The 14,554-nt window shown below is 27.5% G+C and carries 17 protein-coding genes and 1 pseudogene; 2 read left to right on the forward strand and 16 right to left on the reverse strand.

All coding sequences use genetic code 11. The annotated features are described in order from the left end of the window. Positions 1-207: 207 nt before the first annotated feature. Positions 208-720, reverse strand: a complete 513-nt coding sequence (locus NQ543_RS08545) for an SDR family NAD(P)-dependent oxidoreductase (RefSeq protein ID WP_004608837.1) — start codon at positions 718-720, stop codon at positions 208-210. A gap of 301 nt (positions 721-1,021) precedes the next feature. Here NQ543_RS08545 and NQ543_RS12125 point away from each other — a divergent pair, with 301 nt between their 5' ends. Then, the gene (locus NQ543_RS12125) at positions 1,022-1,471 is read left to right on the forward strand and encodes a DUF6431 domain-containing protein (protein WP_004608838.1); all 450 of its coding nucleotides are present in this window, start codon (positions 1,022-1,024) and stop codon (positions 1,469-1,471) included. 87 nt (positions 1,472-1,558) lie between these two features. On the opposite strand, the pseudogene NQ543_RS08550 reads toward NQ543_RS12125, so the two are convergent. Continuing rightward, positions 1,559-2,675: pseudogene (locus NQ543_RS08550) on the reverse strand (IS3 family transposase). Positions 2,676-2,774: 99 nt separating this feature from the next. Between NQ543_RS08550 and NQ543_RS08555 the strand changes: the two are divergent. Beyond that, positions 2,775-3,935, forward strand: a complete 1,161-nt coding sequence (locus NQ543_RS08555; protein WP_004608841.1) for an ISL3 family transposase — start codon at positions 2,775-2,777, stop codon at positions 3,933-3,935. Between the two features lie 122 nt (positions 3,936-4,057). Here the strand turns inward: NQ543_RS08555 and NQ543_RS08560 are convergent, their stop codons facing one another. From NQ543_RS08560 to sufC, 14 genes are all read right to left on the reverse strand, one after another. Then, complete coding sequence (locus tag NQ543_RS08560; protein ID WP_004608842.1) at positions 4,058-4,321, reverse strand: hypothetical protein; 264 nt, start codon at positions 4,319-4,321, stop codon at positions 4,058-4,060. Positions 4,322-4,580: 259 nt separating this feature from the next. Beyond that, positions 4,581-4,901 (reverse strand): LysR family transcriptional regulator, encoded by a 321-nt coding sequence (locus tag NQ543_RS08565; protein ID WP_004608844.1) that lies wholly within the window; start codon positions 4,899-4,901, stop codon positions 4,581-4,583. A gap of 93 nt (positions 4,902-4,994) precedes the next feature. After that, positions 4,995-5,666, reverse strand: a complete 672-nt coding sequence (locus NQ543_RS08570; RefSeq protein WP_004608845.1) for an MmcQ/YjbR family DNA-binding protein — start codon at positions 5,664-5,666, stop codon at positions 4,995-4,997. Positions 5,667-5,725: 59 nt separating this feature from the next. Next, positions 5,726-6,094, reverse strand: a complete 369-nt coding sequence (locus NQ543_RS08575) for a diacylglycerol kinase family protein (protein ID WP_004608846.1) — start codon at positions 6,092-6,094, stop codon at positions 5,726-5,728. A gap of 55 nt (positions 6,095-6,149) precedes the next feature. Then, positions 6,150-6,986, reverse strand: coding sequence for a hypothetical protein (locus NQ543_RS08580; protein WP_004608847.1), 837 nt, complete (start codon positions 6,984-6,986; stop codon positions 6,150-6,152). Further along, positions 6,971-7,234: a sporulation protein YunB gene (locus NQ543_RS08585; protein ID WP_004608848.1), complete on the reverse strand. Its 264-nt coding sequence runs from the start codon at positions 7,232-7,234 to the stop codon at positions 6,971-6,973. The genes NQ543_RS08580 and NQ543_RS08585 overlap by 16 nt, the downstream gene beginning before the upstream one ends. A gap of 47 nt (positions 7,235-7,281) precedes the next feature. Continuing rightward, a complete protein-coding gene (locus NQ543_RS08590; RefSeq protein WP_004608849.1) occupies positions 7,282-7,497 on the reverse strand; it encodes a hypothetical protein in 216 nt (71 codons plus the stop codon). Positions 7,498-7,696: 199 nt separating this feature from the next. Further along, complete coding sequence (locus tag NQ543_RS08595) at positions 7,697-9,106, reverse strand: lipopolysaccharide biosynthesis protein (RefSeq protein WP_004608850.1); 1,410 nt, start codon at positions 9,104-9,106, stop codon at positions 7,697-7,699. Between the two features lie 43 nt (positions 9,107-9,149). Further along, entirely contained in the window at positions 9,150-9,683 is a 534-nt protein-coding gene (locus NQ543_RS08600; protein WP_004608851.1) for a 5-formyltetrahydrofolate cyclo-ligase, read from the reverse strand. Further along, on the reverse strand, positions 9,676-11,082 hold the full coding sequence (sufB, locus tag NQ543_RS08605) for a Fe-S cluster assembly protein SufB (RefSeq protein WP_004608852.1): 1,407 nt from the start codon (positions 11,080-11,082) through the stop codon (positions 9,676-9,678). Before sufB ends, NQ543_RS08600 begins: the two co-directional genes overlap by 8 nt. A 10-nt stretch (positions 11,083-11,092) precedes the next feature. Then, positions 11,093-11,521: a Fe-S cluster assembly sulfur transfer protein SufU gene (sufU, locus tag NQ543_RS08610; protein ID WP_004608853.1), complete on the reverse strand. Its 429-nt coding sequence runs from the start codon at positions 11,519-11,521 to the stop codon at positions 11,093-11,095. Further along, positions 11,505-12,731, reverse strand: a complete 1,227-nt coding sequence (locus NQ543_RS08615) for an aminotransferase class V-fold PLP-dependent enzyme (protein WP_004608854.1) — start codon at positions 12,729-12,731, stop codon at positions 11,505-11,507. The genes sufU and NQ543_RS08615 overlap by 17 nt, the downstream gene beginning before the upstream one ends. Beyond that, positions 12,731-13,624, reverse strand: a complete 894-nt coding sequence (locus tag NQ543_RS08620; protein WP_004608855.1) for a SufD family Fe-S cluster assembly protein — start codon at positions 13,622-13,624, stop codon at positions 12,731-12,733. The genes NQ543_RS08615 and NQ543_RS08620 overlap by 1 nt, the downstream gene beginning before the upstream one ends. Next, positions 13,624-14,439, reverse strand: a complete 816-nt coding sequence (sufC, locus tag NQ543_RS08625; protein ID WP_004608856.1) for a Fe-S cluster assembly ATPase SufC — start codon at positions 14,437-14,439, stop codon at positions 13,624-13,626. The genes NQ543_RS08620 and sufC overlap by 1 nt, the downstream gene beginning before the upstream one ends. Between the last annotated feature and the right edge of the window lie 115 nt (positions 14,440-14,554).

Raw genomic sequence — 14,554 nt, forward strand, 5'->3', positions numbered from 1 at the left:
TCACACAAATCTCATACCTCATCTGGAGTTCCTGCTCTTTTTGCTGGAGCTAAAGCTAACATCTTTTTATAATTTTCTCCACGAAGTCCATTTAATTAATCATTTGCAAGTGATGTAATAATAATTCCCGATGAAATTGAGTTTACTCTAGCATTTCTTTTCCCCCACTTTATTGCCTCACCAGCAACTCTTAAAACATTACATCTTTTAGCAAGCTGATATGCATGTAATGTATCTATTTTCTTTTAATATTTCTAGATTTAATAATTCATCAGTCGGTGTTAAAGCTAACAATTCATTTTCTTCTTGACTTAATGCTTTAAGAAGATGTCCTGATTGTGAAGAAATAACAATACAACTTCCATCTTCACTAATTACTTTTCCAAATTCTTCTAACAATACTGCTGTTCCATATAAATCAACTTCTAATATTTTTTTAATTGATGTTTGACTAGGCGATACGCCTGCTGCATTAATTACATTTTTAATATTTCCATATTTCAATGCTTCCTTTATCACCTTTAAAATAGATTCTCGACTAACTAAATCAACTTGTATACTACTAGTTTCAAAACCAGCATTACATAAATCTTCTTCAACCATCTTAGCTGTTTTTAAATTTATATCACCAATAATCAAACGTTTACCTATTACAATACATCTAGCACACGCAACACCAATACTTCCTGCTCCAATTAAAACCACTACATCTTTCTTCATTTTTAATCACCTTTACCTTTCATTTTATTATATCACCTCATTTAGTGCTTATTTATCTTGATTTATTGTCAACATTTATAAGAAAAACTTATAAAAAAAGAAGACTATCTAATCTTTTACGGGGTTTTAATGAGCACTCAAATATATAGGGGTGCTCTTTTATTATAATTATTTATATTCTTTCCATATTCACGGGGTTTTTGATAAAATTATTTTATCAGTTTATCTGAAATTTTGAGAAAGAAAAAAGGATGCATACTTTCCTACCACAGTCTGTATACATCCTTTCCATAAGAACAATATGATAATAACCCATTTTAATAAAAAAATCAATACTATTCTTCCTGACCTGAATAAATTAGAAGCTTTAATATCCAAGTCATATAACGATTCCGTTAATTCTTTAAATTTTGATAATATTCTATGTCCTAACTGTCATGGTTCTTTATGGATCAGACATGCCTACTACTTTCGTACTATCTTTATTTTCAATCAAAAAATTAGAATCAGAATCACTCGCATCATGTGCAAATCCTGCGGTAAAACACATGCTATCCTGGCTGAAGATATGATCCCTTTTATTTCCTTGACTTTTCATGATCTTTATAAGATCGTCATTACTGCCCTCCCTATCCTCAACTCATCTCACTTTTATTACCTTAAGCATAAATTTTCCTGTTTTATCGATGATTATTTTGTTTTATGTAAATTTAATTCCAGAAATCTCCCCGTTATTTTTATAACCACATAACTTTTATATCTTCTTTCCTTTTTTGGTTCTATTATTTACCTGTAAACAAAGAAAGGAGTGGATTGTCAACACTTTTTTGGACAATTTCTATGAGAACATCCTAAATTCAACTGGTGTCTTATAGCCAAGTGAACCATGTATCCTCACATTATTATACCAGTTTACATAATCAAATAATTCTAGTTCCAGTTCTTCAAAACTTTCAAACCTTTTATTAAATGCAAACTCTGTTTTTATAATTTTATATGTTGCTTCAGCAACTGCATTATCATACGGACATCCTTTAGCACTTAATGACCTGTTTATATTAAATGCCTTTAATGCATTTTCAATATCTTCATTTTTGAATTCATTTCCTCGATCACTGTGAAACAAATCTACTTTTCGTAAATCATATTTTATTGAATAGAGTGCTTTTTCTACTAACTTGGCATTTTTATTCTTACTGGCTGCATATCCTACAATCTCTCTGTTATATAGATCTAACATAAGACATATATAATTCCATTTTCCATCCACATTAACATACGTCAGATCACTAACTACTACCTTCATTTCTCTTTTTGATTAAAATTACGATTGAGTCTATTTTCTATATTATCATTATTACATGCTGCGTGATGTACTTTATACTGTTTAACTGTATAGCTTGATACTAAGCCATTTTCCTGCATAATACGTCTAATTCTTCTTTTACTGACAATATGGCCCAGTTTAGCCAATTCTATTTTAATCTTTCTTGAACCATAGTTGTTTCGACTGTTTTTAAATATTTCTTTTACTAAAGCAGTCAGATAATGATCATTGGATTTTTTCTTATTTAATTTATTATTACGATTATAATATAATGATGATCTAGGTATATCTAGTAATTTACACATTGCGCTGACCGGATATTTATCTGCATTGGAAATGATAACATTTATTTTCGTCCCATGATCAGCGCTGCTTGCTTTAAAATATCATTTTCCATCTTCAGTCGCTGATTTTCCTTGCGGAGTCTGATTAGTTCTTTTTCTTCATCACTGCGGTTGTCCTCGACATGGAACGAACCAGTATTATTGTACTTTTTGATCCATGAAGATAAAGCAGATGGAGTCAGTTCATATTCACGAACCAGCTCAGCTCTTGGTTTTCCGCTGTTGTATAATTCGACCATTTTCTGTTTAAATTCATCACTGTAAGTTCTTCTTTCTCTTGCCATTTCAGATTACCTCATTTCTTGATTTTCTATTGTAACAGTTCTCTTAAAAACTGTCCAATTTAGTGTAACCTATCCACTGTTTTGACCAGTCATAGATGTGTGATTGATTATCGAGCCAGAAGATACAGATGCAAAAAATGCAATAAAACATTCTATGAACTTAATCCTTTTTCTGTTGCCGGTTCACGAATCTCCTTAGCGACTGTATATAATATCCTTAGAGATTTGAAGCATCCTGCTGCAACATTTAAAGATGTAGCTCAGCGTTATCATATTTCACAGACAACTGCCGCTCATATTTTTGATTCATTTGTCTGCATGTCAAGAAGGCAGCTTCCTCAATATCTGTGCATTGATGAAGTTTATGCTTTTAAATCCGAAAAAAGCAGATACATCTGTGTTCTTCTTGATTTTCAGTCACAAAATATCGTTGATGTACTTCCATCAAGAAGAAAACAGGTACTGATGGATTATTTCTTTAATATTCCTTTATCAGAAAGAAAAAAAGTTAAAGTTGTATCATTCGACATGTGGGAATCATATCGTGTTGTTTCTAAAATTATGTTTCCTGATGCCTTATGTGCTGTTGATCACTATCATGTCAAGCAGGAATTTCACAGAAAACTGGATAAAGTAAGAATCAATTCCATGAATCGCTATTACTCCAGAAAAAATTACCTTAACAAAAAAGAAAACCTTACCGAAGCTGAAAAAAATGAATTATCAGAAGTATCCAGACATTATTATGTTTTGAAAAAATTCCACTGGATGCTCTTCTCCAATAACAACAAGTGCATATACGATCCCAATGTAGAAAAGAAATATAATAAAGTACTTCAGGGATATTTCAACTACTATGATATTTTTGACTATATGATCAGGGATGATCGGGAATTAGATTTAGCTTATGACCTTAAATATCAGCTGGATGTTTTTTACAGGGATTCTTCTTATGACAGTGCCAAAAAAAATATCGACGAACTGATTACCCTATTTAAAAGCAGTCCTATTAAAGAAATGAAAGATTTTGCAAATACACTTACTAAATGGAAACGGGAAATCGTCAATTCATTTATAAGAGCAGATGGGAAACGCATTTCCAATGGAATCATTGAAAATAGAAATAAATCAATAAAATTACTCAAACATAGTTCAAATGGATATCTTAACTGGCATAGATTTAAAAACAGGGTCATGTACTGCCTCAATGATGATGCCACATATCACATGTATCCAATCAAAAATACAGATATCAAATAAAAGTACATTTTCTCATAGAAAGATACAAAAAAACGGGGAACAACTTTTCCCCGTTATGATTTAGTATCTAAAACCCCAGAACCCCAGGTTATTTTAGATTGCCAAAAAGAATAAGATATTTCTTATTCCATGACATCTTTAATAATTTCAATTAATTTTTGACAAGTAAATTCATCAGATAATTTTTTATAAAAACCATATAATTCTGATTTTAATATCGTAGTATTTTTTAGTAATGGAATTGTTGTAATACTACCATCATCTATCTTCTCTTTTTGCTTACTAGCAATCGGTAAAAAGCCAATATTTGCAGCTACCATCAAATTTGCCTGTGTTAAAGTAGTTGCATAAATACCGTCACCATCAAATCCTAATTTTGTTTTCATGAACTCTATTTCTTTAGCAAATTCTTCTCTACTTGCAATAACAATACAATTTTGATCTTTTAAATCATTGATTGTAAGTGTTTTTTAGTTGATAAATTATTTGCATTAGAAATCTTAATAGAATAATATAAATCACCAATATAAACATTATTTAACCTATCTGAAAAAGCTTTTCGTTGTTCACCTATCATAATATCAGTTACATCATTAATATTATTAGCTGATATTGTATCGTAAGTTCCATCTTTAATTGAAATTTTTATTTCAGGATATTTAGCGCTAAATATTCTAAGGGCTTTTTCAATTCTTTATTATTATTTTTAGAAATACAAGTTGCATGATTTTCTATTTCTTTTATATTTGCAATAATATTTTTTCCTTCAATATATAAATATTTACCAGCTTGAGTTAACTCAAATCCTTTACGGTTTCGAATCATTAAAGGAAAACATAATTCATCTTCTAAAGCTTTTATTTGTTGTGAAATTGCAGATTGAGAAATAAATAATTCTTCTGCTGCTTTTGTAAAAGAATTAGTATCCACTACTTTAATAAAATATTCTAAATTTCTAATGTTCATTACTTTTCCCTCTAATATTATTAAATTATGTTAATTAGATAAAACTCTTGTTCTATAAAAAAGATTACTTGACAGGAGTATTCAATATTGTCATCATTTTTTTAATGATAAATTATAACTATTATCGATAAGCTCAAAAATCTTTTTTGTTTCAACAGAATTATCAAGTTTTATTGTTATCCAATTGTTTTTATTCATATGATAACCTGGATAAAATCTGTTATTATCAATAATTTTATGAATATTTTCTTTTTGAAATCGTAAATCAATAATTTCTACAAGTTTATCTGATTCAATAGCTAATTTATTTTCTTTTACAACTAATAATACACCATACCATTTATTATTTTTTTTATTTCTCCAAATTGCATTGTTAGGAAACTTTTGCCATAAATATTCTAATTCATCATTATATTTTTCTTTAACATATTTAATAATTTCATTAGCCTGTAAACTTTTAAATATATCAGGTTCCATACATTTATCAATAATATCTTTAATTATATTTTCATATTCTTCTTTGATTCTATTAACAAAATTACCGGATGCCTCTTTAATATCTACTAGTATATATTCCTCATTATTTTCCAAATCAATAAGTGCAGCTGTTGGTTGATTTTTGGAAATATTTATAATAGCTTCAAATTTATTATTATATATTTTAGTTTTATAAATATAACTATGATCTTTTTTAATAAATCCATAATTTAGTAATTTAATATTATTTATTTTTTTGTTTTTTAATTCACCTGTTAAATCTTTCATACTTATAGCTCACTTTCAAGTTTATATCTTATTTATAAATAATATTAAATTATCTACTCTTAAAATAATTTCATAATTTCTGGTATAAAGATCATTAAACCAATAATTGCAGCACCAATTGCTAATACTAGTACACCACCTGCAGCAGCATCTTTGGCTAATTTAGCTTTGAGGTGAAATTCAGGCATAACCATGTCTACAATTGCTTCAATGGCAGTGTTAAATAATTCACCTGCCAATACTAAAGAAAATAAAATTATACATATTTTCCATTTAGAACTATCTAATTTTAAAATTATTCCTGCAATAATTACTAAAAGCATAACTGTTACATGTATTTTCATATTTGTTTGTGATGTAAAAGTTGCTTTTATTCCTTCAATTGCATATTTAAAGCTATTGATTCGTTTTATTATTTTTTTATTCACACATATTCCCCCTATATATAAAATATTACTAGCTAATGATCTTAAAATCAATATTTTATAACCAAGGAATATAGGGAATATTTACGTAGTTATATAGCATTTGATATGCATCTTTGATTGTTCTTTTTTCATTATCAATATTTTGATAAATATTTAGTAGTTTCTTTTTCATTAATGAATCATTGCAATCTTCTTTAATTACATTTTTAAAAAATATATCGGGAAATAATAATCGAGCATATAGATAAATCAATTCATCATTTGATAATCTGATATAATTTATATATTCTTCCAATTGATTTATCGTAATTAGTTGGTTTTTATATGCTGCAGATAAATCTTTAATTCTTGAAGCTATTACTAAATTACCTGGTGCACAGAGTATTCCATAGCTATCTTCAAATATAAAATGTTCTATTCCCGATAGTAATTCTTTTTCTTTTATTTGATTTAATATACTAATTGCACATTCACCTAACCCTTGGTAATAATATGATAAAACAATAAAATGCTCAAAATGATTGATTCTAGAAGCATGATTACCTATTTTATTTTTTGCTTCATCAAGAATTTTACACCAGCTTTCTTTTACTTTTAAAATATTTATTTTTTGATTTAGGGGAATTAATGATTGAATAATAAAACGTTCTAGATTATATTGTTCGTTTTGATAAGTATAAAGAATATGATTCATTGATACGGGACGATTAAAACAATTATAGACAACTTGAAATCCAATTAAATTTAGTGCATGTATATATGATTCATAATAGTTAGTAAAATTATTTATTTGACATAAATAATATTGTTTTCCTTGATAAGTAAAATAATCACTTTCATAATCTAGATAAATTTGATAAAAACGTTGTAATATTTCTAGTTTTGATACCAATTAGGAACCTCTCCTTCTATTATCTCCATAACTAAAGGATAATCATATGATTTATTAAATTCTTCATCATAGAATGGTACTAATACCATCATTTTAATTTTAACTATTATAGTTAAAGAAATCATTATATGATTCACACCATAACTTTTTATTTCTTTATCTAAAGAAGATGTTATTGCTGATATTGATTTATATCTAATATTTATTTTAGAACCAAAATCAGCTAAAAATGGATTATTTAAAAGCATTCCCAAATGAACACTTGCAATAATACCAGTATTATTACTTACTTTTTCTAGTTTTGATTGGTAAATAGAGTAATTTTTTTTTTATATTTTCCTTCTTCAATTTCAAAAAATATTTTTTCTAATTCATCGACAATTTTGGCTCCAATATCTGCAGCATAACTTGTATCAAAGTTAATACTTGCTATTGAATCACCACTACGTTTTATATTTACTAATTTTTGGTGATCTACTTCAACAGGTAATTCTACATTATTTATAATCATTTAGCAAAAACGATTTACGTATTTATCAGCAATTTTTTTATTATTGGTGTAAAACTTGTACTTATAAAATATATAATTACTACAATTACTAAAATAATTAATAGATACCTTTTTTTCATCAAATCACCAATAAATTATATTCTCTATATAAATAATTTATTACATATTAAAAAACTAGAAATTTATAAATTTCTAGTTCTTATCTTTTTTTAATAAATGATTTAAACATTGTTATAAAAATATCTCCTGAAATAAAATATGCATAACCTAAAGCTAAAACTATGTTTAAAACCCAAAGAATTGGATCAGTGCAATAAGCTAACAATGAAATAATAAGAATAACAATGATTGATAAAATCGTTAATCGTTTATTAATTCTTAAACGACAATATTTTCTATTTAAATCAATAAAACGGTATCCCGCTAAAAATAAATTTGCAACTAAAGTTGAAAGAACTGCGGCTAATACACCAATTTGTTGAATCAAAATTAAATTAATCAAAATATTAATGATTGCTGCCATTGTTGTTGTAATTGACATATTTTTAGCATTTTTTTTAGCAACATAAATACTTCCAAAAAACTGTGAAAAACAATAAAAATATGTAGCAATAATTAATATTGGTGTATAATTAAAAGCTTCGTATAACGACTTATTTCGGCACAAAATATTAAAAATAATTGGTGAAGTTGCCAATAATAAAACTGTTCCAGCCGAAACAATACAAAACAACATCTTAAACATCCGATTATAATATTTTGCACTATCAGGATCATTAACACTTCTTGTTGCTGAATCTGTCCATGCTAGATTAAATGCTGGATATAAGATATTAACAATTGAAGGAATTTTATTTGCTAAAGCATATACTCCATTAGCACTTGCCCCTAAAAAAATTGAAATAATCCAACGATCTGATAATTGATTAATATACCAAGATACGGTATTAGGAATAAATGGTAAAGCATACTGTAACATCTTAGTTGCATATTTAACTCTAAAATATTTAAAATTAAAGTATTTAAAAATATTACATACAAATAAAACATATATAAAGCCTACAACATCAGCTAATGTCAAAGCAATTAATACTCCAATATAACCAGTTTTTAACCACAACAAACAAATTGAAACAATAATAAAATTAACCACTACTACAAGAGCTGCTAAAATTGAATACTCTTTATATTTAGAAAAAGCCCGTAAAACAAATCTTGAAGTTGTTGCAATAATCTCAATCCAAATATATCCAATTACTAAAAATTTATAACTTCCATTAAATAGATCAATTGGAATAAACAAACAAATAATTCCCACAATTAACATTAATGAAAAAATCATTGTATATCCATTGGTAATTACACTTTTTTGTTCATTTTGATTTTTAGCATCTACTAAAAATCTAAACAATGCCTGTTCTAATTGTAAAGTACATAAAGGTACAATAAATGACAATATTGTAGTTGTAACTAAGTCTAATTGACCAAATTGAGCATCTGTAGTAGAGCTTGTAATAATTGGTGTAGTTAGTAAATTTATTATTCTTGGTAAAAAAGTACCAATTGCCATAATTAATGTATTTTTGACTACTGTTTTCTCTCTCGACATAATTTCACCTTACTTTTCACTCATCATTATAACAAAACTAAAATTATTTTTCATCAATAATCGTTTTAATTGGTATATCGAACGATTCAACAGGTAGTGCTTCTATTTTTTGAAAACTAAATGCTAGGCCAATCACTTTACCGGAATATTTTTTTAAATAGCAATCATAGTATCCTCCTCCATAACCTAAACGATTATGGTTTAGATCAAAAGCTACCATTGGAACAATTAATAGATCAATATTTTCTTTATTAATGATTTTACTTTGATTTGAGGGCTCTAAGATACCAAAACTACTTTTTTTTAATTCATCTAAAGAGTTTATTAAATAAAAATTCATCAAATGATTATCAATTTTAGGGACACATACATTTTTTTTATTGATAATTTCTTTAATTAAAGAAATTGTATCAACTTCATTTTTAAATGATACATATATTCCAATTGTTTTAGCGTTAATAAAATCAGGATGCTGTTTTAATTTAGAAATAATAAGATTAGATTTAGCAGCATGATCTTCACTACTTAAATCTAACCTTTTTTTAATCATTTGTTTTCTTAATTCAATTTTATCCAATACCTTGATCTCCAAAATCAAGTTTAATTAACTGATTTAATTCAACAGCATATTCCATTGGTAATTCTCTTGCAAATGGTTCAATAAATCCCATAACAATCATTTCCATTGCCTCTTTTTTAGTTAATCCACGAGACATCAAATAAAATAATTGTTCATCAGAAACTTTTGAAACTGTTGCTTCATGTTCAATAATTGATTCATTATTCATCATCCAATTAGTAGGAACAGTATCACTAGTAGAAATATCATCAAGAATCAATGTATCACATTCAACCTTACTTTTAGCATTAATAGCATTTTTGCCATGTTGTACCATACCACGATAATTTACTTTTCCACCGCGACGCGATACTGATTTTGAAACAATACTACTAGATGTATTTGGCGCTAAATGAATCATCTTTGATCCAGAATCCATAATTTGATTTTCTCTTGCAACAGCAATAGTTATACATGAACCTTTAGCTCCTTCTTCCATTAACATACAAGTAGGATATTTCATTGTTACCGCACTACCAATATTTCCATCGACCCACTCCATTGAACCATTCTTAAATACTTTAGCTCTTTGAGTAACTAGATTTAAAATATTGTCTGACCAGTTTTGAATTGTCGTATAACGACATTTAGCTCCTTCTTTAACAACGATTTCTACAACTCCAGCATGTAATGAATCTTTTGAATAATTAGGTGCTGTACAACCTTCTACATAATGAATTTCCGCACCTTTATCAACAATTATCAAAGTTCTTTCAAACTGAGCCATTTGCTCAGAATTAATTCTAAAATATGATTGTAATGGTTTTTCTAGTTTTACTCCCGGAGGAACATATATAAACGAACCGCCTGACCAAACAGCACCATTTAATGCTGAAAATTTATTATCATTATATGGAATAACAGTATCAAAATATTCTTTAAAAATTTCTGGATATTCTCTTAAACCACTATCAATATCTAAGAAAATTACTCCCTTTTCATTCACTTCTTTTAACATATTATGATAAACAACTTCTGATTCATATTGTGTACTGACACCTGATAAATATTTTTGCTCAGCTTCTGGAATTCCCAATTTATTAAATGTTTCTTTAATAGTTTCAGGAACCTCTTCCCATTTATTAGTTTGCTTATCGCTAGGACGAATATAATATGTATATTCATCAAAATCAATTCTACTTAAATCAACACCCCAAGTAGGCATTGGTTTTTCCATGAAGCAACGATATGCTTTTAAACGATATTCCAACATCCACTCTGGTTCATTTTTAATTTTAGATATTTCAGTAACAATTTCTTCATTAATTCCTTTAGGAGTTTTATAAACTGAAACATCGCCATCATTAAAACCATAGGCATATTCATGATCAAATAAATCATCTTTTATTTTAGCCATATGTTCCCTCCTATTCTTGATCTAAGATCTTTTTTATTCCTGTCCATCCCAAAGTAGCACACTTAATTCGATTAGCTTGTTTATGAGTATTCATAAAAACAATCGCTTCTTCAATAATTTCAGGATCATAATCTTTTTCATATATCATATTTTGATAATTTTCAATAATTTTATTTGCTTCATCAATTGTTTTACCAATTAATAGTTCCGACATAATTGATGTACTAGCAGTACAAATAGCACAAGCTTCACCATCAAAGCGAATATCTTTAATAACATTATCTTCAATCAATGCTTGAATATCAATATTATCGATACATGTTTCTGAATCCATATTCACTGATTTATAATTATCATCATTTACTAAACCATGATTACGAGGCGACTCATAATGATCCATAATTATTTGTCGCATCATCATATTATCCAAAGAAGGCATCTAAAAAATCATCTCCTTTCTTACATACCTCAATAAATTTATCAATCTCTTCAAAAGTATTATAGAAATAAAATGAAGCTCTAAGTGTTTGACTTACTTTTAAAAACTCATCTAAAATCTTAGCACAGTGTTGTCCTGATCTAATTGCAATTCCATAAGTATTAAACAAAGATGCTCCATCTTGACTAAATACTCCTTTAATATTAAAAGTAATTGCTCCTTGACCATTTGGATTATATACTTCAATATTATCTAACTCCAATAATTTTTTAACTGCATATTGGCGGAGTTGTAATTCATATTCATGAATATTATCCATTCCAATTGACATCAAATATTCAATTGCAGCACCTAATCCTATTACACCTTCAATATTTGGTGTTCCTGCTTCAAATTTTGTTGGTGCATTTTTTAATTTAACCAATCCACAGCTTTTATATCTTGAATTACTTCCACCGCCAAAACGAGTTGGAGTAGTATCTTGCAATAAATCATATTTACCATACAAAATTCCAATTCCAGTTGGTCCACACATTTTATGCCCAGAAAAAACCATAAAATCTAGATCTAAATCTTTTACATCCACTCGTTGATGCGGTACACTTTGTGCCCCATCAACACAAACAATTATTCCTTTTTCATGAGCAATTTTACAAATTTCTTTAATGGGACTATCAAATCCTAAAACATTTGTAATTTGAGCAATAGAAATAATCTTAGTTTTATCACTAATAGCCTTAATTACATTTTCTACAGTTAAACGTCCATCTTCGTCTAAATCAATATATTTAACTACACTACCAGTTTGTTTACTGACCTCAAACCATGGTAATGTATTTGAAGCATGCTCAGCTAAAGTAATTAAGATTTCATCACCTTCATTTAAATGTGTTAAACCATACCCAAATGCAACTAAATTTAATCCATCAGTTGATCCATATGTATAAACAACTTCTTTACTATCACAATTAATAAACTTTGAAACAAGTTCTCGAGTTCTTTCAAACTGAACATCAACATCATGAGATAAATCATAATCACCACGATGAGCATTACCAGAGTAATTAGTTAAATAATTACAAACTGCATCAATTACACATTGAGGTTTTAATGTTGTTGCACCATTATCAAAATAAATTAATGGCTGATCATGCATTTTAGTTCCATTTAGCATTGGAAAGTCCTTACGAATCTTTGCAACTTCTAACATTAAATACCCACCTTCTCTTTTAACATTTCATTAAATAATTCTTTTAATTCATCATTGTCAATAAATTCAAGTACTGGCATAAAATAACCATAAGTCACTAAATGCATAGCATCTTCTTTGCTTAGACCTCGTGATTGTAAATAATAAAGATGTTCTTCATCAATTTTACCAACACTTGCCCCATGACTTGCTTTAACATCATATTCATCAATATATAAATATGGGTTTGCTTTTGCTTTACATAATTTATCAAAAACAATGATTTTATTTGCCTGATGGCTATTTGATTGACAATTTCCTTTTTTTATTCTTCCAATGCCATCAATTACTAAACTTGCTTCATTTTTTGTCACACCATAATTATTCATGATTCCTGTAGTGTAAGGTGCTTCGTGAACAATTGAAATAGTGATATGCTTATTTTCTTTTTCTTTAGCAAGTGTAGCTAGACGAATATTAGCATTAGCATTTTCTTTAACTAATGAATAATTTACATCCATTTCAATATTACTATTTGATAATTCTACATATGCACATTTAACATCACTATCTTGCATTACTTTAACATTTTCAATTACTTTAGCATTAATGTTAAAAGTACTTTGGTTATCAATATATCTTAATACGTTACTATTTTTTGTTATATTAATATTTTTTGTAAAAGTAGTATCTTGTTTAAAATTATATGTTTCAATTAATTTTAGTGATCCATTTATTTCTAAATCGATTGAATAATTTCCAACTTGATCAATTAGATAAACTATTTGCAATGATGAAACATCATTAACAATTATTTTATTATTATTAATTTCAATATTTTCATTACAAATTTGACTTATAATTGTACCATTTTTAATAACTAAATAATTTTTAATATCTTGTAACTGCTTCATTACTTAATTTTCATTCTTTCTTTATTAGCACAACTTTCAAGTAAAATAGGTTTCTTTTCATCACTTGTGATTTCAATTCCCAATTCTTTTACCCAGTCATAACCTTCTTGATCAATTTTTTCTACTACTTCTTTACCACCACTTAAAATAATTTTTCCATTAACTAATACATGAACATGGCTTGGTGGTACTAATTCAAATAAACGTTCATAATGTGATACCATAATGCAACCAAAATTATCTGATTTCATTTCATTAATTGCATTTGCAACTATCTTTAATGCATCAACATCTAGACCTGAATCAATCTCATCTAACAATGCAAATTTAGGTTGTAGTAACTTCATTTGTAATATTTCGTTACGTTTCTTTTCTCCACCTGAAAAACCTTCATTTAAATATCGATGTGCTAAATTTTCATCCATTTTTAAATCTGCGACATTTTTTTCCAATTCACGAATAAATTTAAATAATGACACAGGTTTTTCTTGATGAGCATTTACCGCTGCACGTAAAAAATCTGAAGTTGTTACACCTGGAATTTCTTGAGGATATTGCATCCCTAAAAATATTCCTGCTTTACTTCGTTGATCAACACTCATTTGAATTACGTCTTGGTCATCTAAATAAATATTTCCTTTTGTAATTGTATATTTAGGATGTCCCATAATAGCTGATAATAAAGTAGATTTACCATTACCATTTGGACCCATAATAGCATGAGTTTCACCTGTGTTAATCGTTAAGTTTATTCCTTTTAGAATTTCTTTTTCACCAACACTAACATGTAGATTTTCTATTTTTAAAGTTGACATAATTAAGCCCCTTTCTTTTTCTAACTAATTCTACTAAATAAGTTAATAAAAAACAAACAAAATGATAAATATTAGTAATATTTTTTTCTTTTTTGTTGTTGAAATCCATTACAAT

This window comes from Thomasclavelia spiroformis DSM 1552 (assembly GCF_025149465.1).
GTDB lineage: Bacteria > Bacillota_I > Bacilli_A > Erysipelotrichales > Coprobacillaceae > Thomasclavelia > Thomasclavelia spiroformis.